Consider the following 23,123-nt stretch of genomic DNA (forward strand, 5'->3'; position numbering starts at 1 on the left):
CCCTGGATCTTGATGACTTCTCCCATCAGCGCTTCTTTGCCGACCTTCACCACATCGTACATGTGGGCGTCAAGGTTGACTGCCGTAACGACAGGGCCGGCGATCCTTTTCAGGACCCCTTGTTTCTGTTCCTTTGCATCTTTTGCTTTTACTTCCACAGATCAACACCCACCGATCTCTTGATTCTCTCCCGCATGGAGAGTCCCCCTTCCTCGCCGCCAATGGCAATGACCGTTGGCTTCACGGAGTTTTCAAGCGTGACGCGAAGCTTCCGGGGGATACGTTCCATATCGCTGCTGTTGAGGACAAGGATGCCGACATCGCCATCCTGCAGCACACTGGTGACATGTTCGGTCAGTTTTTCGTCGTTTTCCGCAGCATAGGTTTTGCGGATGCCTGCAAGCCGGAACCCGAGGATAAACTCACTGTTGCCGATAACTGCGATCTCCATCTTACATCACCAGGTAATCCACGATCTTCTCAGAGGGGAGATGTGACTCCTTGCCCCGTGCGAGCGCCCGCAGGTTGAAGACCTCGTACTTCTTCTTCTCCAGATACACGAGAATCGGGTGGATAGAGAACGGATTGCGCTTACTCATCTTCTCCATCTGGGCCAGCTGCACGCGGGTGAGCCGGGCCTCGACATCGTGGACCTGTGCCTTCCCTTTCAGTTCGTCAAGGAGTGCATGCAGGTCGTCATTCCGGATGTTGGCCTTGAGCATGTCAATGAACTCGTTCGTGTCCTTGATAGCGTTCAGGCTGGCGAAATCCGTAATCGACAGACTGCCGCCGGGAATGAACATATCCCGCGCATCCTCTTCGATGGTATCCGCCCGGAGGCGGAAGAGGGTCTTGACGTTCTTGATGTCTATCTCAAGCTGGATATACGCAAGGAACGAGGCACCGCCTTTGACGCCGGTCTTGGCATCGTTGATGATGTTGGCATAGAGGTGCTTGTAGAGTTCATTCTCCATGTGGGAGAAGGAGCCGGCCTCCTTTGCAGCGGGGTATTCCCGTACAAAGACCGGATACATCCGGTGGTCTTTCAGCATCTCGATGACCCGGTCGGGACTCTCTTCTGAGAGCATCCGGTCGAGGATTGTTTTGTCGAGGCTGCCGGCAGGAATAAGGATCTCCTTGATCTTGCCGGGTTTCTCACCCTGCATCTTGCCCCGCAGGATCGTGAGCACGTTCTGGATATCCCAGCGGCGGAGGTACACCTGCGTGAACTGTTTTAAGGTTCCGGGGGTGATCTCCTGGATCTTCTGGTATTCTTTGGCAAGGTTCCAGCTGAGTGCGACTTCGATTAAGTCGATTCCCTTGAACGTGGTTCCGAGCTCGTCGATCTCCTGTTTGTATTCGGTTTCTCCGATGATACGGGTGATTTCGGAGACGCTCATGTTGAGCATCCGCTGGTACTCCTCCTTGGGGAGGAGCTTTGACTTCCTCATCCGCATCCTGGTACACACGTAAATGTACGGTGCTGATATATTCACACCCATACGCGGACCTCCTCAACCAAACAGGATATCAGATGCATCCTTCAACCCGGATTCCCAGACACGTGCAAGGAATGTGCGATAGCTGTAATCAATCTGCAATGCGCCCCCCTCACCTTCGATAAGAAGCCCGCCGTCAATATCGACCGGTTCGCCGACCTTGAACCCGGCAAACTCTGCATGCTCGGCTATGACGGCCTTTGCGGCCGGCACATCCCGGGCATTGCAGAATATGGTGCCGGAAGGGATCTCCTTCTTTGCCTCGGTGAGGAGTTTCTTGATGGCTTCACGATGGAAGCTTTCAGGGAGTGCGGCTATTTCCTTGCGGGTGGCTTCGTACACCTGGTCAAGGAGCGCCTTCTGGGTGTTGAGGAGCTCACGCTTGACAAGCAGGTTTGCCGCCGAAACGTCCTGGCTGATGAGGTGGGCTGCCTGTTTTGCAACATCCTCATCTGCTGCAAGCTTGATAGCTTCAGACTTCCTGGTGGCGGCGGCGAGGAACTGGTCTGACTCGGCCTTGGACTCGGCCCGTACCTTCTCCGCTTCGGATCTGCCTTTTGCCCTGATTTCTTCGACTACTGCTTCCAGTCCCATTGTCTGCTCCGATTAGAACAACAGCAGGAGACCGACGACAAGACCGAAGATAACGATGGTTTCCGGGATAACGGTGAAGAGGAGACCAAGACCGAAGAAGTCCTTGTTCTCGGCGATGGCACCGACTGCTGCTGCGCCGATACCCATCTCAGCCACACCGGTACCGATACCGGTAAGGCCGACGGCAAGTCCTGCGCCGATTGCCTTCATTCCCATCTGCGATGCCTGAATTGTTGCGAGATCTGTTGCTGCAATTGCTACTACTTCTGCTGCCATAATTTAATCCTCCGTAAATTTCCTTTTCATTCCGAATGGAATGTACTTCTTGCCTCCACCCTTGTAGAACTTGGTGAAGAATTCAACATAGTGCAAACGAATCGAGTGAAGTCCACCGCCCAGGATGCCGAGTGCCAGATTCAGGGTATGCCCGAGCAGGAAAATGATGACACCGACAAGGATGATGAACACACCGACAATGGTGAGATTTGCGAGCTGGGGCTTGATGAACATCCCGATGGCCATGTAGTTGACGACCATCGCGATGGCAACGGATGAGAGCCCGACCGCGACGAGACGTGCATAGGAGAGCACGTGGGAGATGATGGTGGGCAGTTCGATGACTTCAAGAACGGAATCCCATGCGATGCAGATGACACCGATAAGAATGAGCGCCCCTCCAACGAACGTGCCGACATTGAACCCGAGTGCCACAACCGGCAGATGGGTGAGATTGAACATATACGGCATTGCCACGTTCGACCAGATAGCGATGAGGATACCCCACATGACCGCAAGCCAGCCGAAGTTGGCCACGACCGCTTTGGTGCGATGGATGCCATGGTCCTGTTTGGCATGGTTGTACATGCCGAGAACCCGGCCGAGCGTGATATGCAGGATACCAATCCAGATGGACATGATCATCAGTGCGGGAATTGCCGGCCCGTGCCCTCCGCCCCCGCCAATCAACAGGTGGCGGGAGAAGATAATCGGGGCCCATGGAAGCGAAAACCCAAGGAACTCGCTGAAGAGCAGGCCAAAGATGATGCTCATAATACTCGCGTTCCGGAGTACTTTCAAGAACATCTGCCCGTCTTCGCCTTTCATCATCTTCCGCAGGCCAAAACACATTATCAGGAGGAGCAGGCCGTAACCAACATCCCCGAGGATAAGACCAAAGAAGATCGGGAACACGATGGCAAGCATCAGTGTCGGGTCAACTTCGGTGTACTTGGGCCGGGAGTAAACGTCCATGAGCATCTGTGCAGGTTTTGCAAAGTCCGGGTTGTTATATTCCACCGGCACTGCATCGTGCTCATAGTCGGTTGGCAATACCGTGACATAGATTTTGCCACCGGTTGCCTGTACAAGTGAATTGCTAACTTCCTCGACCTTGTCTGAAGGGACCCATCCCTCTGCAACAAAGGTCTGTTTCGTTGTTGCAAACCGGAGCGGTGCCTCGGTCTGTTCAACTTCGGATTTTAAGAATTCCTCACAGGCAGCAAGGAACTCGGCGTGTTTCTGCCTGACACCCGCGAGTTTCCCGTTGATCTCCGCAATCTCTTTGGTGAGGCTTGCGATCTGCCCGGAATAATAGTCGATACGCGACTGGGGCGACCCGGTCTCGTCGGGTATGGTAACCGACTGGAACCCGGCTTCCTGAAGCGTGCGTTCGACCTCTCCCCGCTGCTCGGTCTGTACGATTACAACAAGGAAGTTTTTCTCTTTACCCTTTGAAAAGAACATTTCATTGGGCACAGACAACGTGATTTCGTGAGGAACATACCCGGCAAATGCGGTGAATCTCGTGTAACCGTGATACAGATCCAGGTCCACCGGGACGCTCGCAAACGGGGTGATCTCAACAATCTTCTGCTCGTACTCCTTGAGCTTGGTGTCAAGTTTCGAGCGTCGGACCGTCAGATCCTCAACATCCCGTTCAAGAGCCGGGAGTTCCCGTTCAATCTTCGATTTCAACTCTGCCCTCTGGCAGGTCTTGACCGAATCAATATCATCACCGCGAACAGCGATTGCATTCGTGATGGCCCGGACCTTGATGAGATCCGTGGACTTCTCGCTTGCTCCCGGAAGAGGCGTACCTATCTTAAAGCCCTCATAGCCTTCCTGTCCCTGATCAACGAATTCTTCGATGTGGAACAGGTTATGACGGTAGAGTTCCGTAATAACCGGGGCCATCTGGTCCCGTGAGGCTGCAATGAGAAGCCGGCTCATCTGCTTAGGCTTTAACATGCAGCTGCTCCTTAAACCGCAAAACCAGCAGCTGCACTGCTTTTGAAAGGTTCTGTTCCCCTTTCACCTTGAGTGCTGCTGCGCGCTGATTGCCGCTCTTTATGATTTCAGCGTGCTTAAGTGCCGCCTGGTGCCGTGCTTCTTCCAGTTTCAGCTTTTTATATTGTTCTGCATTGCTCTGCGCTTTTGTTACCAGGTTATCAGCTTCAAGCTCAGCCTGAGAATGCTTCTGCTTCTTCTCTTCCTGGGCCTTGCTGATCATCGTTTGGTACTCTTCTTCAGCTTTCTTGATGTCTCTTAGGACCTCAGTCTTCATCCAACCCTCCTCTCACGGCAGTACAATAATAGGTGAAAAAAACCATATATGTATTGTCATTTTCGATCAAAAGGGTGCATTTAATAAGGAGAGAGAGTGGGAATACATCCCGTATCAGGAAAATTCGGTTATAATACGGTTTTTTACGTACCGGGGAACAAAAGGCGCAGGCAGGCCGGTGATCTCCACGCTGCCGGGATGCCCCATCATAACGATTCCCGAGAGCTCATCGCTTGAGCAGATCAGGTGCTGTTCGGGATGTGTCCCCCGAATGATGGTACAGCTGGTATTGATTACCGGTCCCACGGAAACAAGATAGGAAAACCGTTTCGATCCGGGGTGATCCTTTGGCAGAACGATTAAGGGCATCCGGTATGTCCTGACAAATTCGGCAAGCATGAAAGCCGGCTCCAGGGGACCGCCTTCCGGTGCTGAAACTGCAACGAGATCGTCAGGCTCGACAGTCTGGCTGAACTCGCCACCGGGTGTTTCGATCCGCAGACCGAAATGGGCACCCGCCCGCGCTACCAGTAAAAAAGAATCTACCCCGCTGACGAGAAGGAACTCCTCAGCCAGAGGATAGATCATAGTTCGGTGACATCATTCGATCCGCAGTTGGGGCAGATCGGTTTCTTGTTCGGGTTGATGTTCAGGAACTTCTCCTCGCATTCATTACAGCGGTAACTTTTCCCTTTCACCCGGTCATCATCAAAATTAAGATCCCCCGTGGGACCCCCGCCGACAGTGCACAACTTCGTTCGCCTCAGTACGAGATATCCACGGAAAGATATAAGGATATCTGACTGCACCGTTTTTGCTGTGTAGCCCGTATGCAGTTTTTTTCAGACAATGACGAAGTTGAAGGCAACCAGCGCAATTATCAGGAGAACGCAGGCATGTTTCACGCCGGCCGCAATAGATGACTCTCCCATCTGCCCGGCTATGAGGCCCGAGAAGAGGGCCTGGACCAGGCAGGCATGGTAGAGGATCCGCCCGAACGTAATGGTAGGAACCGACCCGATCCCCGCCATCACTCCGCTTGTCGGTATCCCTTCCGTCGATATATTCGCAAGTACCGGGAGGAACTGGGAGACGAGCACTCCCACGACAAATATGAAGACCAGGAAGGACAGGTACACGATAGCCGTATAGATAAACATCTCGGAGAGCCGCTCTCTTTTCAGTACCTCGGACATCTTTGCATCGCTTGAAGCAATCGAGAGTACTTCGCCGATCTGCCCGCTCATCTCGCTGGCTTTGGTTATCAGTGTAACCGTACGGGCAATGGAGGGGGTGCTTACCCGTTGTTCAAACCGCACAAGGGCTTCGGTAAAATTCGCCCCCCAGTCCATATCCCGCTTGATTCGCCGGACCTCATAACTGAGCAATCCGAGACTCGTATTCACCAGGATGCCGATGGCCTGGGCAACGGTCAGTCCAACCTGGTTGATGCCCGCCATCCGTTCCAGGAAATCCGGCATCAGCTCCTGCATACCCAGAACTTTCCGGGACCAGATCTCGTAGAAGATAGCGTAGGGAATCATCACGATAAGAAGGGCAATAATAATGTGGTCGTCGACCACGTTGATGTAGGTCTCGAGGTTCGTGTAACGCGGGACATTCATCAGAATGAAAACTACATAGATGATCGCTACAGGCACCGTCACATAGAGCGTATGGTTCACGTTGGAGACGAAACTCTCAAGGGGGTGTTTGAGAAAATGGATCAGGTTTCGCACCTGGTCATATTTTTTCAGCTGGGCAAAAAGCTCCTCTTCGTTAATCTTCTTGACAACCGGAACTTCTTCGTAGGTGTGCAGCCATTTCTGCTTGACATACCGTTCCGTCTTCTCACCCTTGATCGATATGACATCGATGAGCAGGATAAAGATAAAGGATCCGATCGGCATTACGGCGTACGTGACGAGCGCCAGCTGGAGCACCGCACTTCCGCCCACCATGCCCATGACGACCATGATGATAATCAGGAAGAGCGGCCCGGCAACAAAAAGGGTGACATAGGATTCGGCAACAAGGGAAAGGATGTTCAGGAACTGTTTCTGCTCGAACCGTGCCTCTTCCTGGTAGAGCCGGACACGCATCGAGAGGAAATCCGACATGTCCCCGCCACTCTCGATGACAGACAGGAGATCTTCGAGAAAGTTCTTCAGTTTTTCCGAAGGTGTTGTTTCCGTCAGGTGCTTTATTGCAGTCACCACATCGTACCCGAAAAAGTCGACATCGCGAACGATCTGGCGGAATTCAAGGGCAATTTCTCCGTAGATGTTCGCCCGGTCCGAGACGGAGCGGAAGATCGTCATCAGCTGTGCACCCCCTTTCCGCATTGCATAAATGTACGCAACAGCATTGTGCAGGGTGAGGTTGATCTTGACTGCCCGGTTGCCCTTCTCCATGGCAGGCAGTTTCAGCATCACGAGGTAGCCGATGTAACTCCCGATACAGAAGGAGATGATAATCATGAATGTCTGGATGTATACGGTGGGGGCGATAATATCGAACAGAACCGGGAACTGGACATTCAGGACATTGTAGATGCCACCTTTTCCAAGGGAGACCTGAAAAGACAGGATTGCTCCAAAGAAGAACCCGAGAATACCAAAGAGGATCCCCACCAGAATAGAGACACGTACCGTCCTCCAGACATACTGCTCGAGCGTCATACCCGCCCGGGCAGATATCATGTCTGCATGCAGGGAGTTGTACCTGACCGGATCGCTGTCAATCCATTTCTGGACGTATTCCCTTATGATCATTGGAGTACCTTACGAAGGTCTTCTATATTGGCAAGTACGCCTTTTGGACTGATGTGATATGCGTGGAAGAGCGACGCTGCCGAGATGTAATCCGTGATCTCCTGTTTTTTCATTGCTTCCAGGATGGATTTCCGGAGCTGGATCTCAGATTCGAGATCATCCCGCGTCCATCCCCGTTTCTCAGCGATGTCGGCGTAGATCTGTGATCGTCCCGTGTAGGAAAAGACATCCCGGACCGGATCATACAGGAAGACATTGTTGACCTGCAGGTTGCCGGTGGAGGGATCGATACCGGAGATCTCGACAATCTCCTGGACCCGGCGGACGCGTTCAACACCCCGGTAGATCAGCGCCTGGACGCTGAGGATGTTCAAGGCCTGCATCATGTTCCGCGGCACGTTTAAGGGTTCGCTCTCCAGACGATGAATGGCAGCGTCCACACTTCCTGCGTGCATGGTCGAGAAGGTAGTGTGGCCGGTATTCATGGCCTGGAAGAGCGTCTGGGCTTCCACACCCCGTACCTCACCTACAAGGATGAACTCGGGGCGCTGTCGCATGGCAGCCCGAAGGAGATCGAACATGCTGATACCATTACCACCCTCCGTGAGGGCTTCACGGGTGACACTGGCGATCCAGTTGTCATGGTAGAGCGTGATTTCACGGGTATCCTCAATGCTTACCACTTTTGCAACCGGGGGGATAAAGAGAGACACGGCATTGAGGGAAGTTGTCTTCCCGGATGCGGTCCCTCCAATAAAGATGAGACTCTTGTTGTTCTCGATTGAGAGCCAGAAATAAACAAGTGCTTCGGCATTGAACGTCCCGTTCTCCATGAGTTCGATGGGAGAGAACGGCTCTTCCCGGAACTTACGGATCGTGAAGGATGTACCCCGTGTCGTCACTTCTGTGCCGAACGTCAGTTGCAGCCGTGAACCTTCCGGGAGGGTAGCATCGATCATCGGCGCCCCCGTTGAGATGTGCTTACCGGAACGCTGGGCAAGGGTGATTGCAAGGGAATTTAAGACCTCGGCCTCGAATGCGATATTGGTCTTGATGTTCCGGTATTTCCGGTGGTACAGGAAGACGGGAATCTTGTTGCCATCGCAGGAGATATCCTCGAGAAGGGGATCCTTCATCAGGGGATCGATACGGGACCACCCGATGAAGTTCCGGATAAGGTAATACTGGAGTTTGAAGAGCGTGGACCGCTCCAGATCGAGACCGTAGTCATCAAGAAGATGATGGATTTTTTCAAGGATGATGACCCGGTGATCCTTCCGGATCTCTTCTGAAGTCAGAATGAGTACATCGCGCAGGTCCTCATGGAGCCGTTCGAGAAGCTCATATTCAAATTCAGAAAGGGAGGGTTCAAAGAGAAGATATTCGTTCAGGTTGTTCTTCTTGTTGAGAGCAATAACCACAAGCGAACGGCCCTTATCCACCCAGTACTCATCGATGTGCTCATAGGTGTCGGGGAGATCTGCCTCAACAAGTGTACCGTGCCGGTCAAAATCGTATTCTTCAACAACAGCCGTCTCTTTTCCTTTCAGAAAATGGAAATACCGTCCAAATGAGGGGGTTGCGGGCTTTGGAGTGGAGACAGGCGGGATACCGGTCACCTCGTTTATTGATTCTGTTTTGGGATCCGCTTCCCCAGACCCCCCCTTATCATTATGGGTTTTATGGAACAACGACCCGAAGATTTTTGGTATCTGCATGGTAAAGATCTACCCTTCCCCGAAAATTTTTCTTCTCCCGGATAATAAATCGGGGTACCACCTATATAATAATATAACCTGAAAAAACCCGGTCGCAGTTATCACCGGAATATGGTCCCTGGTTTAACCCATCAAGGACAGATATATTTACCATAAATCCATTAGAGTTCCTTGTACGGGAGAACAACGTCCGTCTTTGATGAGGTTACCTGATGCAGGAAAATGCAAAACAAAAAACACCTACCGGGATCACATCCCTCGATCCGATCCTCAGTGGCGGAATTCCCCGGGGTTCGGTTGTCCTCCTTCTTGGGGATATCGGGGCAGGGAATTACGAATTTGCTTACAGCTCCATTGTCAACGTGTTAGGCCTCATTAAGGACAAGAAACCAACCCCGGACGCCGAGCTCCCCGGGGAGGTGAGGTATATCACCTTCACCCGGCTCAAGGAGGATGTCCAGCAGGAGATCACCAGTTCCTTCAATATCGAGGGTCTCGACCAGATCGTGAACGAGATTAAATTCGATGACCTCTCCGAGCTGTACTTCGATAACAGTGTAGTACCCGATGAATGGTACAGTCGCAGCGACATCATCACCCGGCTCCAGAACCGGTCCGGGAAAGAGGGGCTCCTCTTCCAGCTCGCAAATGTCATCAATGATATCAAGCCCAACAGCATTCTGGTGTTGGACTCTGTCACCGACATCGCAACCCAGTCGTCGATCCCAAATATCTGGCAGAACCTGACCGGTTTTCTACGGGGTTTACAAAGGATATCCAAGCAGCGCGGGATCACCACCTATCTCCTGCTCAGCGAAGGGATCCTCGATCCCTCCCGGCAAAAGGAGCTAGCGGATATCGCTGACGCCGTCATGCTCTTCCAGTGGGAAGAGACGACCGGTGCACGGCGCCAGCGGGTGATGTACTTTGAGAAGTTCCGGGGCGTTATGCCTCATCTTGAAGAGCGGGACCTGGTGAAATTCGCCGTCAAGATCACAACCCAGGGCGGGTTTGAAGTGCGGAACATACGGGTGGTCATATGAACATGGAGCGGGTCAAAGTCGGTATCGTCGGGCTCGACGACATGATGGGCGGCGGGCTGATCGCCGGGAGCATCTGTTCCCTGATTGGCACCTACGGTACAGGAAAGACAACCTTCTCCCTGGAATTTGTCTGGGAGGGGCTTAAAAAGGGCGAGAGCATCATCTACATCAGCCTCGAAGAGCGCGAAGAGCGTATCCTGCTCTACATGCGACAGAAGGGCTGGGACGTGGAACCGTTCCTGAACAAGACGCTCTTTGTCATCAAACTCGACCCCACGGATTTCAACCTGGCGAACAACCGCATCAAGAACGAGCTTCCCAAGCTCATCCAGAAAGTGAAGGCGAGCAGGGTTGTTATCGATCCTATCTCCCTTTTCGAGGATCTCTTCACCTCGGATTCCGAACGACGGCAGGAGATGTTCAGGTTTATCGAAGGGCTTCGCGACAAGCAGTGCACCATCATGATGACATCGGAGACCGACCGGGACAATGTCTTCTCAAGCCGGCACGCCCTCATCGAATACCTGTCCGATACGGTTATCCTGCTCCGCTATGTCCGCCCGTCAGACCTAACCGATGTCCATCTGGCACTTGAAGTGGTAAAAATGAGGATGTCCTCCCATTCCCGGGAGATCAAACCCTACGAACTGATGCAGGACCAGGTGCTCGTCTATTCCGAGGCAAATGTCTTCTGATCCTGCACATTTTTGATTATATCGTAATTCCGAAGATATTCAAAAGCACGAGAATCAGAACGCCGGGGAGGCCCCCGACCGCACAGATGAGGATTGTTGCCAGGTTGTACCCCAGATCGGGTTTGCCGATCCACTGCATTACACCAAGGAAGTTGAGGAGAAACAGGCATATGATGCCCAGGATAGCATTCACGGCCAGTATCGCGGCTTTTTTGACCAGGAACCAGACGATCGCAATGATGACGACGATGAGAATAACGGCAATGAGCAGGTCTGCCATGATATTTTCCTATTCACCAATGAAATATGGTTGATATCGCATTATCTGTTCAAATTGTCTGTTGTGTGCCCGGATTCCACGTAAGGGAGAGCCTGTATCCATGATCGTACTTCCACAGTTATCCATAAAATGCTACTCATCCATACGATTTCCTGTGCCTTAAAACCGGTCCTATCCCCTCTGAATCTGAACTCCCCACGATACGTGAAAGAGAGATACCTGCAGGAGCGCAACTGCCACATTCACAGCCGTTTTAGAGATCCCTCCCTCGTTGCCGGCGGGATCTTTTCGGAGATCGCATCAGCCACCAGGCAATAACAACACCCGCCACCAGCAGAACGGCGAGGATCAGCATCAGAGGGGAGATACCGGATGAGGTATCTGCCAGGGCCGAAATGATTGGATTCGGTGCCGTTGTCACTACAGGGGGAGTCACAGGAGCAGGAGTCACCGTGACTGCCGCAGGTGCAGGAGATGGACCGGCTGGCTCAGCCGTTTCCCGTACGGCTGTCACCGCAGAAGAGCCGGACTGTCCAGAAACCGTAATGTAATCATTCATCGTTGAGGTAGAGGAGCCACCGGCGTTTGTCGCGATCAGTGTGACAGTATAGGAGCCCCTGCCCGTATAGCTATGCGAGGGGTTCTTCACTACCGATACGGATCCGTCCCCAAACGACCAGGCCCAAAAAGTCGGGGAGTTGGTAGAACTATCCGAGAACTGGATTGTGAGGGGTGCAGTTCCTTCGCGCACGTCAGAAGTAAATGAAGCCACCGGAGGGGAGGGTGCAACGACAGAGATGTAATCATTTCGGATTGTGGTTCCCCTGCCAGCGGCATTCATGGCAGAGAATGTAACGGTGTAGACACCGGGAACGGTGTACTCGTACGCCGGATTCTGCATTGCCGAGGTATTCCCGTCCCCAAATTCCCAGTCCCAGGTGGTGGGTGAATTCTGGGAGGTATCGGTAAACTGGACGGACAGGGGAACCGGCCCATATGCAGGAGTAGCGATAAACGATGCTACCGGGATAGAGGACCCGACGTTCATATAATTGTCCCTCGTCACGGTGTGATTGCCCCAGGCATTTGTCGCGGTCAGCGAAACCGTATAGTTGCCGATCCGGGAATACGTGTGCAGCGGGTTCTGCAGGGTCGAGGTCCCGCCATCACCAAAGGACCAGTACCAGGATACCGGAAAGTTCGTAGACGCATCGATGAACTGGACGGTTTGAGGCACGGTCCCGGAGTTCACGGTTGAGACGAACCGTGCAACCGGTGTATCCGTGGCCGGAGCCCCTACCGTAATGAACCCGGTCCGGGTAACCGTATCGCTACCGGCTGCATTTGTTGCCGTGAGGGCTACGGTGTAGACACCGGCACGGGTATAGGTATGTAACGGGCTCGCCCCTGTGGAAATACTGCCATCACCAAAGGACCAGTACCATGACGTTGGTGAATTCGTTGAGGAATCCAGGAACTGGACCGCAACCGGTTCGGTGCCCGTGGTCACATTCGATATAAAGAACGCAGCCGGGGCGGTGACCGGCCTGGTCGCAGTGATATATTCCGTCATCGTCACCATGTTGCTGCCCCCGCTATTCGTTGCAGCAAGGGTGACGGTATAGGTACCGGCTCGTATGTAAGTATGAGCGGGATTCTGTGCCGTGGAGGTCTCACCATCCCCGAACGACCAGATCCATTCAGTCGGGGATCTCGTAGATAAGTCCAGGAACTGGACACTCAGGGGCATGGTACCGGAGGTCACATTCGATACAAACCCCGCAACGGGTACCGATGCCGCGGAAGCCGGCAGGATAAAAAAAACGATGATGCAGACAACGGATAACAGCACTCCCGTAAAAACCCGTTGTTTCCTCACGCATTTCATCGCTAGATCCCCGGAATAAATGAATACAGAACAGTAGGCTGACTGTTATTTATGTCTTTTTTTCACCAGTGACAGGAAAACACACGGGATGCCTGCATGTCACAAGCCAGATGATGGCATTGTCCATTGGGAGCGATATTATCCAGAGAAAAGGAGGACCAATCCACAACATGTAAAAACAGGATATCCGGGGGTGCCCGGTATTATTTTCCAATGATATGCTGTTGGTTGATTTTTATTGAGGGCAGAACCAGCGAACCTATGGTCCGGCTCTTCCTGCTCATACCGGCGATCCCGTGGTGGAGATCGAATACATTTCCCGAGAACATGGCGCTCCGGACCGGTGACGTGAATTCCCCGCCCTCCATCCAGAATGCATTGGAAAGTTCGACCGAGAAATCCCCGCTCAGGGGGTTTGCGGTATGGGCGCCAACAAGATTATGGACATAGAGCACACGGGCGTCATCAACGGTATCGCGAACGCCGTCAACAACAAAATTGTGATGACCGATCGAAGGGAGACCGTTGGACCCGCCCCGTACCGCACTTGCCGTACTCGCTTTGCCGTAGCGATACGCGGTCTTGAGATCATAGGCAAAGCACTGGAGGACCCCGTCACGTACAAAATCGGTCCGGCGGGTCGGCGTCCCCTCTGCATCCCATGCAGTACAGCCACCCGGCCCCGGCATGTGGGGGGCATCATACATTGAAACCTGTTCACAGGCAACGGACTTGCCAAGGAACTCCCCGAGGCGGGAGCGTTTTGCATGAACACTGCGCCCGCTCAGGGCAGGGACAAACACCCCACCCAGGAGTTCTGCATATGCAAGGGGTGATAAGAGCAGATCGTAGTCACCGGTTTCGATATCCACTCCTTCCGACGAACTCTTCGCAAAGAACGTTGCCCGTTCCCCGACCGTAACCGGATCAACCATCGCGAGCGACCATGCATGGTCAAACTCGTACCCGGTCGATTGCTTTTGGATGGCTTCGAGCGATAGGGAGACACCGGTGTGCCGGTCGGTATAGCGGACCCCGTTGCTGTTGGCAAGGGTCACTTCAACGCGGGAGAGCCCCGCAGATCCCGAGGTAACTTCGGCCGGGTGTGCTTCTGCTCCCTCCAGCATCCGGGAGAGGAGATCGCGGGCGCATTCCGGTTCGATCTTCATCGAGGAATCATACGATCCCGGGACCTCGGGGAGCGTTGCCGGTACCGGCAATCCTTCCCATGGCTGGGGAGTTGCAAGTTTTGCACTTGCTATGGCCGCGGCAAGGCATTCCCGCCACTGGCCGGGATTGCTGGAGCTCGACGATCCGATCCTCCCCTTGTGGATGACGCGGATGCCAAAACCGCATTCAACAGAATTCGTGGCAAGATGTACGGTACGTTTCTTTAAGTCTGCCGAGACGCTGGTTCCCTCACCGTAATAGACCTCGACCTCATCGACATTCTTTGTCCCTTCCCGTATCAGCTCATCAATCCAGTCCACTGCCACCCACCACCGCATCATTCAGGAGAACATGAGGAGCCCCGTCGCTGACGGGGACGCTCTGCCCGCCTTTGCCGCAATAGCCCGGGCTCATCACCCGCCTGTTGCCGCACAGGACAATCCCGTGCAGGGTCGTTAAGATCTCACCGGACAAGGAAACGTCCCGAACCATCCTTGTGCATTCCCCGTTTTCTATGAGATACCCGTATTCCGCGTTGAACTGGAAAATTCCCCGGCCCGGGTCTACCTGGCCACCCCGTGAACCTTTGAGGAAGATGCCGTTTTTACATTCCGCGAATATCTCCTCCTCCGTGGCATCACCGGCCTCAATGAAGGTGTTGCTCATCCGGACGAGCGGGGGTTCCCCGGGCATGGCCCGGGCGTGGCCTGCAATGCCATTCCCGACCGCCGCAAGCGATTCGCGGTTGTGCAGGAAAGCATGGATTACGCCCTTCCGGATAATCTCGGTCCGGGTTACGGCCACGCCTTCTGCATCCACGGGGTCAAACCCGAACTCACAGAGACCGGGGTCATCCACGATGGAGAGGATCTCATTCCCTATCTTCTCCCCGGTCCTCCCTTTCAGGACCGAGCTGCCCTCGTGAATCAGGTCTCCTTCACTGGCATGCCCCACGGCTTCGTGGGCAAAGACACCGGCAAGTTCCGGGTCAAGAACTGCCCGCAGTTTTCCACCCTTGGGTGCTCCCGCATCGAGAAGTGCAATCGCTGTCTCCGCGGCGTTCTTCCCGATATCCTCTTGGTGGCGGAGGTTGAACCCGTGGATGGAGTGCTCGCGCTCGTACCCCATCTGGAGATCCCCGTTCCTGGAGGCAACGGCAAGGACGTTGAACCCGGACCGTGTCATCCGGTACGTGTATTCGTTGCCGGAACTGTCGGAGAAGTTCACGTGCTCGACCCGCTCTATGTAGTTGGCCCGGGTGTTCACGATGCCGGGGCTGCGGGCTCCCTTCTCAATCGCCGCAAGAAGCGCGGATTTTTCTTCAAGGGGAACCTCATACGGATCCTCTTTCACCGGAGGAACCGGGAGTATGCCATGAGGTACATCGCCGAGTATTACCTTCTCTTCAGTGATGTTGGCAAGCCGGCAGGCCTGTTCAAGAAGTTCCTCGAACTTTCTGCCGGTACAGGGCGTATAATTATCGATCTGGAGAACACCCCACCCATGCCCGGAGAGGACGCGGAGTACCGCAACATTGACAAAAGAGCTTCCGGCGGATTCCACCACACTGTTGTCGATATCGATGTGGGTGGTCTCGCCGGTAACGTGGCGCAGGTCGTAATAGGAAATACACGACATTGCACTCAGGCCAGGGTCTGGTTGATCGCCGTAACTTCCGGGATCAGGGCCGAAGGTCTCATCGCCATCTTCCGGAGTTTGGTGAGGAAACCATCGGAGTTCTCGGGCACAAGCGCCAGCTTGAGGACATCATCGATCGTGTCGATGGGGATGATGGTGACAAGGGGTTTGAACCGCTCTTCGATAAGGACATCCCCCATATTCATCCGGGGAATCAGGACCGTCTTGATACCAGCCTTGGCGGCAGCCTCTATCTTGTAGGTAACTCCACCGACCGGGAGGACATCCCCCCGGACGGAGAGGGAACCGGTCATGGCAATATCCTGCCTGACAGGGATGCCCTCGATAGCACTGACAACAGCGGTCGCAACACTGACGGATGCCGAGTCTCCCTCAACACCCATGTACGTCCCGATGAACTGGATATGGATATCGATATTCTTGACATCCCTGCCCGTGAACTTCTTGAGGATTGCGCTGACGTTCTTGATGGATTCCTGCGCGATCTCCTTAAGCATCCCCGTGGCAATCACAGTCCCGCTTGCACCCTGTGCCGGGGTAACCTCCGCCATAATGGGGAGGACCGAACCGGCATCGCTGCCGGTGACAGCAAGACCGTTCACGCGGCCAACGCGGGTACCTTCGACAACGGTCATCTCGTATTCCCGCAGGTGTCGCGTGATCTCGTCAGAAACCTGGTCTTCGATCGATCGTGCAGTCTTCTTTGCGGTTATTACATGGGCCCCGGTGGTGATCGGTGCACTCTCCTGGCGGGCGATATCTCCTGCAACGCGGATAAGGCCACCCATATCACGCAGCTTGAGGGTAAGGTGACCCTTGCGGTTCGAGCGCCTGCGGGCTTCCCTTATGACTTCATCGATAGCACTCTGGTCGAAGTGCGGGATCTTCCCGTCGTTTTTCACTTCCTGTGCTATGAACCGGACATATTTTTTGCGGTTCTCTTCGGTATCATCCATACTCTCCGCCATATACACTTCATACCCGTACCCGCGGATACGCGAGCGGAGTGCGGGATGCATTCCCTGGATGGCATCGAGGTTCCCGGCTGCAACCATGATGAACTTGCAGGGCACAGGTTCAGTCCGGACCATCGCCCCGCTCGATCGCTCGCTCTGGCCGGTGATGGGGAACTCGCCTTCCTGAAGAGCAGTCAGGAGGTTCTGCTGGGAGTGGGGGTCAAGGGTATTGATCTCGTCAATAAAGAGAACCCCGCCATTTGACCGGTGGATGGCTCCTGCCTCGACACGGTCATGTGCAGGGGTCTCTAGGCCGCCGCTCTGGAACGGGTCGTGCCGGACATCGCCCAGAAGGGCCCCCGCATGGGAACCTGTACCATCAATAAACGGGGCTACACTCTTCGTGTCGCTGGAGACGAGGAGCTTGGGAACCATTGCTTCCTCACGGGGTGTTGTGTAGCGCAGGGCCATGAACACAAAGGCACCCGCGATCAGTCCCATGAGGAGCTGCATGGTAATGATTGCATACCCGGCAATACCGAGAAGGAGCAGCATCAGGAGGGTCTGACGGAACTGCGCCTTCTTCTTTGCTTCGGCCTTGTGGGCCGCAACGATCTGCTTTCCCCTGCCGCTCGCAACCGTGCGGATCACCGGGTTGTTGGAATCGTCAGAGTTGGGGTATACGAGAATGTCCTGAAGTTCTTCCTTTGGCAGGAGCTCGGCCATGGCCTTTGCCAGCATCGACTTGCCAGTACCGGGGCTGCCAATCATCATGACATGACGGCGCTGGATCGAGGCCTTCTTGATCACTTCAACCGCACGTTCCTGCCCGATCACCTGATCGATGAGCTTTGGCGGTACTTCTATCTGTGACGATGTCGCAATAACGCCGTCAGCGCTTGCGGCTTGTGGGACAGCACTCTCCGGTGCCGCCGGTTCTGGCTGCGGAGATGAAATTTCAGAATTTTCCATTGCGGTTTTGCCCTCTTTTTCCCCTTGGAGTTTCATATAATTTGTCTCATGATAGTTTAAGTACTTTCAGCTGATGTCAAGTCCGTTGATCCAAGTTGACCTTTTTAAAATAATACCATGCCATTTATTCAGTTTTGCGCAAAAACTACAATACCAGATACCGTATATATTCATGCCCAACCGTACATCCCGGGCCCTCTGCCGCACCGGGCCAAGGAACGATACTATGAAGGTAATCAGTACTGAGAAATCCCAGGTTCTTGCCACCCGGGTTGCACATGCCCTCAAGACTACAATAGTAGATGTAAATTACTCCCGCTTTCCCGATGGGGAACATTACCTGCGGGCAGGAGAGCTTGACGATGAGATGATCATTGTCGGGAGTGTCGTTGACAACGATGCACTGGTCCAGCTGCTGCTCCTGATCGATGCCTGCGACAGTTCGAAGAACCGGCTGGTTGTTCCCTATATGGCATATGCCCGCCAGGACAAGCGGTTCCACCCGGGCGAACCGATAAGCATCCGTGCAGTCGCCCACGTCTTCAGCCATGGCGTTTCGGATATCACCACCATCAACATCCATGACAAAGAGGTTCTGAAATACTTCTCTGTCCCCGCAAAGGATATCTCGGTTGCCCGTGACCTCGGGGCCTACATAAAAACCATGGATCTCGACAAACCGCTCATCCTCTCCCCGGATGATGGCGCACTTGCCTTTGCCGAACAGGTGGCGTCAGTCGGGGGATGGGATGTCGACCACCTGGAAAAAACGCGACTGAGCGGGGTTGAGGTGAAGATGGCACCAAAACAGCTCTGTGCCAGGGGAAGATCCGTCATTATCGTTGACGACATCATCTCAACGGGAGGCACGATCGCGACTGCAACGGGAATGCTCTACAACCAGGGGGCAGACGAGGTATATGCAGCCTGTGTTCATGGGGTACTCACCGGAGGAGCCTATGCCCGGCTCATGGCATCCGGGATCCGGGATGTCATCAGTAGTGACACCATCGAACGGGCATGCAGTAAAATTTCAGCAGCGGACCGGATTGCCCATGCCCTTACAACTCACTGAAAACGTGAGAGCAGGTTCAGGAACCCCTTTTTTTCCGGGAACGGGGAGCCGGATATGAAAGCAGTTCTCGATGCAAGCGTCTTCTTTTCTGATATTCCCATTGAGGGAGAACTCTATACAACACCCTCCGTCTGCGACGAACTTCTCGATATCCGGGCAAAGGGAAATTTCGAGAAACTGTGCGCCAGCGGGCTCCAGGTCCGGTCTCCCGGGCGCGAGAGCACCGACGCGGTGAGGCAGGCAGCAAAGACATCCCGGGATAAAGGGATTATCTCGGCGACCGATGAAGAACTGCTGGCCCTTACCCTCGAACTGGGTGCAGTCTTGTATACGGATGATTTCGCCATCCAGAACGTTGCCGGCGTGCTGAGACTGGAGACGCATCCCATTCTCCAGAGAAAGGCCCGGCAGGTCCGCTGGAAATACCGGTGCAGCGGCTGCGGCAGGTACTACGGGCATGACGGGGAGTGCATGATCTGCGGCGCAGTAATTAAAAGAAAACTTAAATAGATACCGGCGAATCTTTTTCCATGTCTTCCCTTGACGATCTGATCAGCAGGGCCAAGGTGCTTCTTGCCGATGGGCACAGCCCGGGTCAGATTGCAGATGAACTCTCCCTTTCCATGGAGACCGTAACGTGGCTCTTAACCCAGGCAAAAGGGACCGCAGCCCCAAAAGATGTCCACATCGACTGGACTGCCGTCTCAAGCCAGGCCCCCCTTCTTGAAGAGACTGCACAGATGCTCCTGAGCCGGTATTACCTCGCCCAGACCATTGAGAACACCGGAACACCCGCTGCCGGGGTTATCGTAGGTATTGCGATCTCGGGAATCCCCCTTGCAACGCTCATCGCAGTCCAGGAGACGGCCCAGCTTGCTATCTACCATCCGGCAAAACAGAGCCAGAACGAACGCCCCACCGGATCGATCAGCGGGAATTTTGCCAGTGTGAGCGGTGAGCGGTGCATTATTGTCGATGACACCATAACCTCGGGGAACACCATGCGGGAAGTGGTGAAGTACCTCAAGAAGCACAATGCGGTGCCGGTTGCCATCTGGGTGATATTCGATAAGCGCGGTATCAAGGATGTGGATGGCGTACCGGTCTATTCGCTCTTCAAAATATCCCGCATTGACTGATCTCTTCTTTTTTCCGGGACAACCTTGCACATATTTATATAGAAGTTCAATTCCACCTTTTACAACATCGGAGGATCCGTTATGCTATCTGGACAGCCAATTATCATCTTAAAAGAAAATGTAGAGCGTAATTACGGGAAGGAAGCCCAGCGCTCGAATATTGCGGCAGCAAAGGCTATCGCCGGCGCCGTCAGATCAACTCTCGGCCCCCGGGGCATGGACAAGATGCTTGTCAGCGGCTCAGGCGATATCGTCATAACGAACGATGGTGCCACCATCTTGAGTGAGATAGCCGTTCAGCACCCCGGCGCAAAGATGGTCATCGAAGTTGCACGAACCCAGGACGACGAAGTCGGCGATGGGACCACAACCGCAGTCATCCTCGTAGGCGCCCTGATGGAACAGGCAGAGACCATGCTCGAACAGGGTATCCACCCGACCGTTATCGCGCAGGGTTACCGCTTAGGCATGGAGAAGGCACTCGAGATCGTGAATGGCCTCTCCCTCAAGGTTGACCCGACCGACCGGAAGACCCTGCTCAAGATCGCCGACACGGCAATCACCGGGAAATCAATAGAGCAGGTCAAAGGCAAGCTCGACGGCATAATTGTTGATGCAGTCATGACCGTTGCCGAGAAAGTTAACGGGAAATACTCCGTTGATGAAGAAGACGTGATGATCAAGAAGCAGAAGGGTGCTTCCATGAACGACGCGGAAATGATCCGCGGTGTGGTCATCGACAAGGTTCGGGTTCACGATGGCATGCCCAAGAAGATCACGAAGGCAAAAGTCGCAATGGTTGCAATGCCCCTTGAGATCACCAAGACCCAGGTGAAAGCCAAGATCAAGATCTCCAACGCCGAACAGATCAACGCGTTCAGCGAACAGGAGCGCGAGGCGCTGAAGAAACTCGCTGATGCGATCATCGACAGCGGGGCAAATGTCCTCCTCTGCCAGAAAGGCATTTCAGATGCAGCACAGTTCTTCCTTGCAAAGAGCGGTATCCTTGCAATCGAGGATGTTCCCGAGAAGGACATGAAATACGCATCACGCGCCCTTCATGCCAACATCGTCAACAAGCCCGAGACCCTGACCGCAAAAGACCTCGGTGTCGCCGAACTTGTTGAGGAAGACGACGAAGGGAAAGTCACGAGGATCTCCGGCTGCAAGAACCCCAAGACCACAACCATCCTGCTCCGCGGTACGAGCGACTATCTCCTCGACGAGCTCGAGCGGGCTGTTGTCGACGGAACCCGCGTAGTCATGGATGCCATGGAAGACGGGACCTATGTTGTCGGCGGCGGCGCAGTGGAGACCGAACTCCTCATGAAGATCCGGGACTACGCCCAGACCGTTGGGGGACGGGTGCAGATGGCTCTCGAAGCCTATGCAGCTGCCTTCGAATCCATCCCCCGCACCCTTGCCGAGAACTCAGGGTACAACCCGATTGACAAGCTGGTGGAGCTCAAGAACGTCCACTCCAAGGGCAAGAAGAATGCCGGTCTGAACGTATACGAGGGAAAAGTTGTGGACATGCTCGCAGAGGGAGTTATCGAGCCCCTGCGGTCCAAGCGCCAGTCTATCCAGAGCGCTTCCGAAACTGCCATCATGCTCATCCGGGTCGATGACATGATGATCACCCAGCAGGGTGGAAAAGGCGGCATGCCCGGCATGGGATAAAACCCCATCTTTTTTCTCTGAATCATGCCCGTACATGGTTAATGACAAACCCTGCAGAGCGTTATTCAGATAACTATTAGAGGAATCGATGGAAAAAATAAGAGAACCGGTGCCGAGGTAGTCTAGCCCGGGAAGGCGGTAGCCTCGAAAGCTACTGGCGCTTCGCGCCTCGGGAGTTCAAATCTCCCCCTCGGCGTTTTATGAATGCCTTTTATTCTCCCTGCTATTGTGCCGGGCGTGTTTGACCGCACGGGCATTACCCGGTCAAACGGACAGAATCTGCCGATTCCGGACAGCCTTTTTTCACCACAGTTGGATAAAATAGGAAAATACGGCAAATTTGACTCATTTTCACGAAAAAATTAAATTTATCCCGCTATTTTAAATTTCGGGAATTTGGGAAACAATAAATATTACCTGTTCTGATAATATGGTATATTCAGCGGGGATCCCCCTTAATCCGGGCCCCGGGAAGGTATGGTGATCCAATGATCCGAATAAAACAGAACAAGCCAGTCATTTCAGCAGATGCGAAGCCATTTCGCGCTGTGCGGAGGCTTAACCTCAACCGTACCTACATGCCCCTCAAGATCGGTGCGATTGCAGGATATATCCTCCTTGGGATGCTCTCTGCATCCACATCCATGTTCGGCATATTAGTCGGAGCAGTCCTCCGCGTAATCGGGTTATAATCACAAAATACCCGAACCCCCTTTTTCTATACGTTACCAGTACGCCAGTATCCCAAGGGTCCCGTGCAGAACCGCAAGCCCGATTGATGCCACAGCACACCGCATGTGCCACCGGAACGGGATTATGTGGATACCCCGGTGATTCAGGATAGCAATTGATGCGGTAAAAAGGAATCCGATGAGGGTCAGAACACCCAGGTACAGGATCAGGGGCTTTCCAAAAACCTGGGCATACGTTACCACCTCAAACATGGTTTACTCGACCGTGATGGTTCCCTGCATGCTTCTCGGGTACATGGCACAGGTATAATCGTACACACCCGGCTTGTCAAAGGCCCTCGTATAGGACTGTCCTACGGCGAGGAGGGGCGAGAGCGAGTTGTCGGCAAACTTGATCCGGTGAATCACGCTGTCCTCGTTGGCCCAGCGCACGTAGGCTCCTGCCTTGACGGTAATCTGCGAAGGGTTGAATGTCAAGTCGCGGATGGTGATGGTATTATCCGATACCGAAGGAGCGTTCGTTTCTACCGGGACAGCTGTTGTCGGAAGATAGGTGGCGCTTGTTGCACGGGTAGTGACCTTGACCGGTGTCGGTGCCGGTGTCGCAGGGGGCTGCGGGGCCGGCTGGGAACAGCCGGCAGCAACTGCCAGAAGAGCGACTATACAAAGGATCATAAGAATCCGTTTCATACTGTAATCTCGGTAACTGTACAATTAAAAATATTG

Annotated in this window: 23 protein-coding genes and 1 tRNA gene; 8 read left to right on the forward strand and 16 right to left on the reverse strand. The window is 53.9% G+C overall.

Annotated features, from left to right (window positions below; genetic code table 11):
- Positions 1 to 148: 148 nt before the first annotated feature.
- The 9 genes from WC598_RS12755 to WC598_RS12795 all read right to left on the reverse strand — a co-directional run bounded on the left by WC598_RS12755 (position 149) and on the right by WC598_RS12795 (position 9,148).
- A complete protein-coding gene (locus WC598_RS12755; RefSeq protein WP_372961888.1) occupies positions 149 to 451 on the reverse strand; it encodes a V-type ATP synthase subunit F in 303 nt (100 codons plus the stop codon).
- A gap of 1 nt (position 452) precedes the next feature.
- The gene (locus WC598_RS12760) at positions 453 to 1,451 is read right to left on the reverse strand and encodes a V-type ATP synthase subunit C (RefSeq protein ID WP_372961889.1); all 999 of its coding nucleotides are present in this window, start codon (positions 1,449 to 1,451) and stop codon (positions 453 to 455) included.
- 63 nt (positions 1,452 to 1,514) lie between these two features.
- Positions 1,515 to 2,093 carry a V-type ATP synthase subunit E family protein gene (locus tag WC598_RS12765; protein ID WP_372961890.1) on the reverse strand — a complete coding sequence of 193 codons (579 nt, stop codon included), beginning with the start codon at positions 2,091 to 2,093 and terminating at the stop codon, positions 1,515 to 1,517.
- A gap of 12 nt (positions 2,094 to 2,105) precedes the next feature.
- Positions 2,106 to 2,369: an ATPase gene (locus tag WC598_RS12770; protein ID WP_372961891.1), complete on the reverse strand. Its 264-nt coding sequence runs from the start codon at positions 2,367 to 2,369 to the stop codon at positions 2,106 to 2,108.
- Positions 2,370 to 2,372: 3 nt separating this feature from the next.
- Positions 2,373 to 4,340 carry a V-type ATP synthase subunit I gene (locus WC598_RS12775; protein WP_372961892.1) on the reverse strand — a complete coding sequence of 656 codons (1,968 nt, stop codon included), beginning with the start codon at positions 4,338 to 4,340 and terminating at the stop codon, positions 2,373 to 2,375.
- A complete protein-coding gene (locus WC598_RS12780) occupies positions 4,327 to 4,656 on the reverse strand; it encodes an ATPase (protein ID WP_372961893.1) in 330 nt (109 codons plus the stop codon). The genes WC598_RS12775 and WC598_RS12780 overlap by 14 nt, the downstream gene beginning before the upstream one ends.
- 114 nt (positions 4,657 to 4,770) lie before the next feature.
- A complete protein-coding gene (locus tag WC598_RS12785; protein ID WP_372961894.1) occupies positions 4,771 to 5,244 on the reverse strand; it encodes an alpha/beta hydrolase in 474 nt (157 codons plus the stop codon).
- Between the two features lie 254 nt (positions 5,245 to 5,498).
- A complete protein-coding gene (locus WC598_RS12790) occupies positions 5,499 to 7,430 on the reverse strand; it encodes a type II secretion system F family protein (protein WP_372961895.1) in 1,932 nt (643 codons plus the stop codon).
- A complete protein-coding gene (locus WC598_RS12795) occupies positions 7,427 to 9,148 on the reverse strand; it encodes a type II/IV secretion system ATPase subunit (protein WP_372961896.1) in 1,722 nt (573 codons plus the stop codon). The genes WC598_RS12790 and WC598_RS12795 overlap by 4 nt, the downstream gene beginning before the upstream one ends.
- Positions 9,149 to 9,360: 212 nt before the next feature.
- Here WC598_RS12795 and WC598_RS12800 point away from each other — a divergent pair, with 212 nt between their 5' ends.
- The gene (locus WC598_RS12800) at positions 9,361 to 10,191 is read left to right on the forward strand and encodes an RAD55 family ATPase (protein WP_372961897.1); all 831 of its coding nucleotides are present in this window, start codon (positions 9,361 to 9,363) and stop codon (positions 10,189 to 10,191) included.
- Positions 10,188 to 10,886 carry a KaiC domain-containing protein gene (locus WC598_RS12805; RefSeq protein ID WP_372961898.1) on the forward strand — a complete coding sequence of 233 codons (699 nt, stop codon included), beginning with the start codon at positions 10,188 to 10,190 and terminating at the stop codon, positions 10,884 to 10,886. The genes WC598_RS12800 and WC598_RS12805 overlap by 4 nt, the downstream gene beginning before the upstream one ends.
- A 16-nt stretch (positions 10,887 to 10,902) precedes the next feature.
- On the opposite strand, the gene WC598_RS12810 is transcribed toward WC598_RS12805, so the two are convergent.
- From WC598_RS12810 to lonB, 5 genes are all read right to left on the reverse strand, one after another.
- Entirely contained in the window at positions 10,903 to 11,166 is a 264-nt protein-coding gene (locus WC598_RS12810; protein ID WP_372961899.1) for a pro-sigmaK processing inhibitor BofA family protein, read from the reverse strand.
- A gap of 253 nt (positions 11,167 to 11,419) precedes the next feature.
- Positions 11,420 to 13,045 (reverse strand): PKD domain-containing protein, encoded by a 1,626-nt coding sequence (locus tag WC598_RS12815; protein WP_372961900.1) that lies wholly within the window; start codon positions 13,043 to 13,045, stop codon positions 11,420 to 11,422.
- A 212-nt stretch (positions 13,046 to 13,257) separates the two neighbouring features.
- The gene (locus WC598_RS12820) at positions 13,258 to 14,544 is read right to left on the reverse strand and encodes a TldD/PmbA family protein (RefSeq protein WP_372961901.1); all 1,287 of its coding nucleotides are present in this window, start codon (positions 14,542 to 14,544) and stop codon (positions 13,258 to 13,260) included.
- Positions 14,531 to 15,862, reverse strand: coding sequence for a TldD/PmbA family protein (locus WC598_RS12825; RefSeq protein WP_372961902.1), 1,332 nt, complete (start codon positions 15,860 to 15,862; stop codon positions 14,531 to 14,533). The genes WC598_RS12820 and WC598_RS12825 overlap by 14 nt, the downstream gene beginning before the upstream one ends.
- 5 nt (positions 15,863 to 15,867) lie before the next feature.
- Complete coding sequence (lonB, locus tag WC598_RS12830; RefSeq protein ID WP_372961903.1) at positions 15,868 to 17,847, reverse strand: ATP-dependent protease LonB; 1,980 nt, start codon at positions 17,845 to 17,847, stop codon at positions 15,868 to 15,870.
- A 190-nt stretch (positions 17,848 to 18,037) separates the two neighbouring features.
- Here lonB and WC598_RS12835 point away from each other — a divergent pair, with 190 nt between their 5' ends.
- The 6 genes from WC598_RS12835 (at position 18,038) to WC598_RS12860 (ending at position 22,397) form a co-directional block, all read left to right on the forward strand.
- A complete protein-coding gene (locus WC598_RS12835; protein WP_372961904.1) occupies positions 18,038 to 18,886 on the forward strand; it encodes a ribose-phosphate diphosphokinase in 849 nt (282 codons plus the stop codon).
- A gap of 54 nt (positions 18,887 to 18,940) precedes the next feature.
- Positions 18,941 to 19,396: an NOB1 family endonuclease gene (locus tag WC598_RS12840; RefSeq protein WP_372961905.1), complete on the forward strand. Its 456-nt coding sequence runs from the start codon at positions 18,941 to 18,943 to the stop codon at positions 19,394 to 19,396.
- A 20-nt stretch (positions 19,397 to 19,416) separates the two neighbouring features.
- On the forward strand, positions 19,417 to 20,025 hold the full coding sequence (locus tag WC598_RS12845; RefSeq protein ID WP_372961906.1) for an orotate phosphoribosyltransferase-like protein: 609 nt from the start codon (positions 19,417 to 19,419) through the stop codon (positions 20,023 to 20,025).
- Between the two features lie 81 nt (positions 20,026 to 20,106).
- On the forward strand, positions 20,107 to 21,705 hold the full coding sequence (gene thsA / locus WC598_RS12850; RefSeq protein WP_372961907.1) for a thermosome subunit alpha: 1,599 nt from the start codon (positions 20,107 to 20,109) through the stop codon (positions 21,703 to 21,705).
- A 111-nt stretch (positions 21,706 to 21,816) separates the two neighbouring features.
- A tRNA-Ser gene (locus WC598_RS12855) sits at positions 21,817 to 21,901 on the forward strand.
- A gap of 292 nt (positions 21,902 to 22,193) precedes the next feature.
- Complete coding sequence (locus WC598_RS12860) at positions 22,194 to 22,397, forward strand: hypothetical protein (protein ID WP_372961908.1); 204 nt, start codon at positions 22,194 to 22,196, stop codon at positions 22,395 to 22,397.
- A 33-nt stretch (positions 22,398 to 22,430) separates the two neighbouring features.
- Here WC598_RS12860 and WC598_RS12865 read toward each other — a convergent pair whose 3' ends face one another.
- Entirely contained in the window at positions 22,431 to 22,649 is a 219-nt protein-coding gene (locus WC598_RS12865; protein ID WP_372961909.1) for a hypothetical protein, read from the reverse strand.
- 3 nt (positions 22,650 to 22,652) lie between these two features.
- Positions 22,653 to 23,087, reverse strand: coding sequence for a cupredoxin domain-containing protein (locus WC598_RS12870; protein ID WP_372961910.1), 435 nt, complete (start codon positions 23,085 to 23,087; stop codon positions 22,653 to 22,655).
- Positions 23,088 to 23,123 lie beyond the last annotated feature (36 nt).

Source organism: Methanoregula sp. (assembly GCF_041645475.1).
In the GTDB taxonomy this organism is placed as follows: Archaea; Halobacteriota; Methanomicrobia; order Methanomicrobiales; family Methanospirillaceae; genus Methanoregula.

Excerpts from the sequence above, each read along its gene's own strand:
- WC598_RS12805 (WP_372961898.1), top strand. The coding sequence starts at position 10,188 with ATGAACATGGAGCGGGTCAAAGTCGGTATCGTCGGGCTCGACGACATG.
- WC598_RS12760 (WP_372961889.1), bottom strand. The coding sequence starts at position 1,451 with ATGAGGAAGTCAAAGCTCCTCCCCAAGGAGGAGTACCAGCGGATGCTC.
- WC598_RS12800 (WP_372961897.1), top strand. The coding sequence starts at position 9,361 with ATGCAGGAAAATGCAAAACAAAAAACACCTACCGGGATCACATCCCTC.
- WC598_RS12780 (WP_372961893.1), bottom strand. The coding sequence starts at position 4,656 with ATGAAGACTGAGGTCCTAAGAGACATCAAGAAAGCTGAAGAAGAGTAC.
- WC598_RS12765 (WP_372961890.1), bottom strand. The coding sequence starts at position 2,093 with ATGGGACTGGAAGCAGTAGTCGAAGAAATCAGGGCAAAAGGCAGATCC.
- WC598_RS12790 (WP_372961895.1), bottom strand. The coding sequence starts at position 7,430 with ATGATCATAAGGGAATACGTCCAGAAATGGATTGACAGCGATCCGGTC.
- WC598_RS12860 (WP_372961908.1), top strand. The coding sequence starts at position 22,194 with ATGATCCGAATAAAACAGAACAAGCCAGTCATTTCAGCAGATGCGAAG.
- WC598_RS12755 (WP_372961888.1), bottom strand. The coding sequence starts at position 451 with ATGGAGATCGCAGTTATCGGCAACAGTGAGTTTATCCTCGGGTTCCGG.
- WC598_RS12865 (WP_372961909.1), bottom strand. The coding sequence starts at position 22,649 with ATGTTTGAGGTGGTAACGTATGCCCAGGTTTTTGGAAAGCCCCTGATC.
- WC598_RS12845 (WP_372961906.1), top strand. The coding sequence starts at position 19,417 with ATGTCTTCCCTTGACGATCTGATCAGCAGGGCCAAGGTGCTTCTTGCC.
- lonB (WP_372961903.1), bottom strand. The coding sequence starts at position 17,847 with ATGAAACTCCAAGGGGAAAAAGAGGGCAAAACCGCAATGGAAAATTCT.
- WC598_RS12785 (WP_372961894.1), bottom strand. The coding sequence starts at position 5,244 with ATGATCTATCCTCTGGCTGAGGAGTTCCTTCTCGTCAGCGGGGTAGAT.
- WC598_RS12770 (WP_372961891.1), bottom strand. The coding sequence starts at position 2,369 with ATGGCAGCAGAAGTAGTAGCAATTGCAGCAACAGATCTCGCAACAATT.
- WC598_RS12835 (WP_372961904.1), top strand. The coding sequence starts at position 18,038 with ATGAAGGTAATCAGTACTGAGAAATCCCAGGTTCTTGCCACCCGGGTT.
- WC598_RS12870 (WP_372961910.1), bottom strand. The coding sequence starts at position 23,087 with ATGAAACGGATTCTTATGATCCTTTGTATAGTCGCTCTTCTGGCAGTT.
- thsA (WP_372961907.1), top strand. The coding sequence starts at position 20,107 with ATGCTATCTGGACAGCCAATTATCATCTTAAAAGAAAATGTAGAGCGT.
- WC598_RS12810 (WP_372961899.1), bottom strand. The coding sequence starts at position 11,166 with ATGGCAGACCTGCTCATTGCCGTTATTCTCATCGTCGTCATCATTGCG.
- WC598_RS12795 (WP_372961896.1), bottom strand. The coding sequence starts at position 9,148 with ATGCAGATACCAAAAATCTTCGGGTCGTTGTTCCATAAAACCCATAAT.
- WC598_RS12775 (WP_372961892.1), bottom strand. The coding sequence starts at position 4,340 with ATGTTAAAGCCTAAGCAGATGAGCCGGCTTCTCATTGCAGCCTCACGG.
- WC598_RS12825 (WP_372961902.1), bottom strand. The coding sequence starts at position 15,862 with ATGTCGTGTATTTCCTATTACGACCTGCGCCACGTTACCGGCGAGACC.
- WC598_RS12840 (WP_372961905.1), top strand. The coding sequence starts at position 18,941 with ATGAAAGCAGTTCTCGATGCAAGCGTCTTCTTTTCTGATATTCCCATT.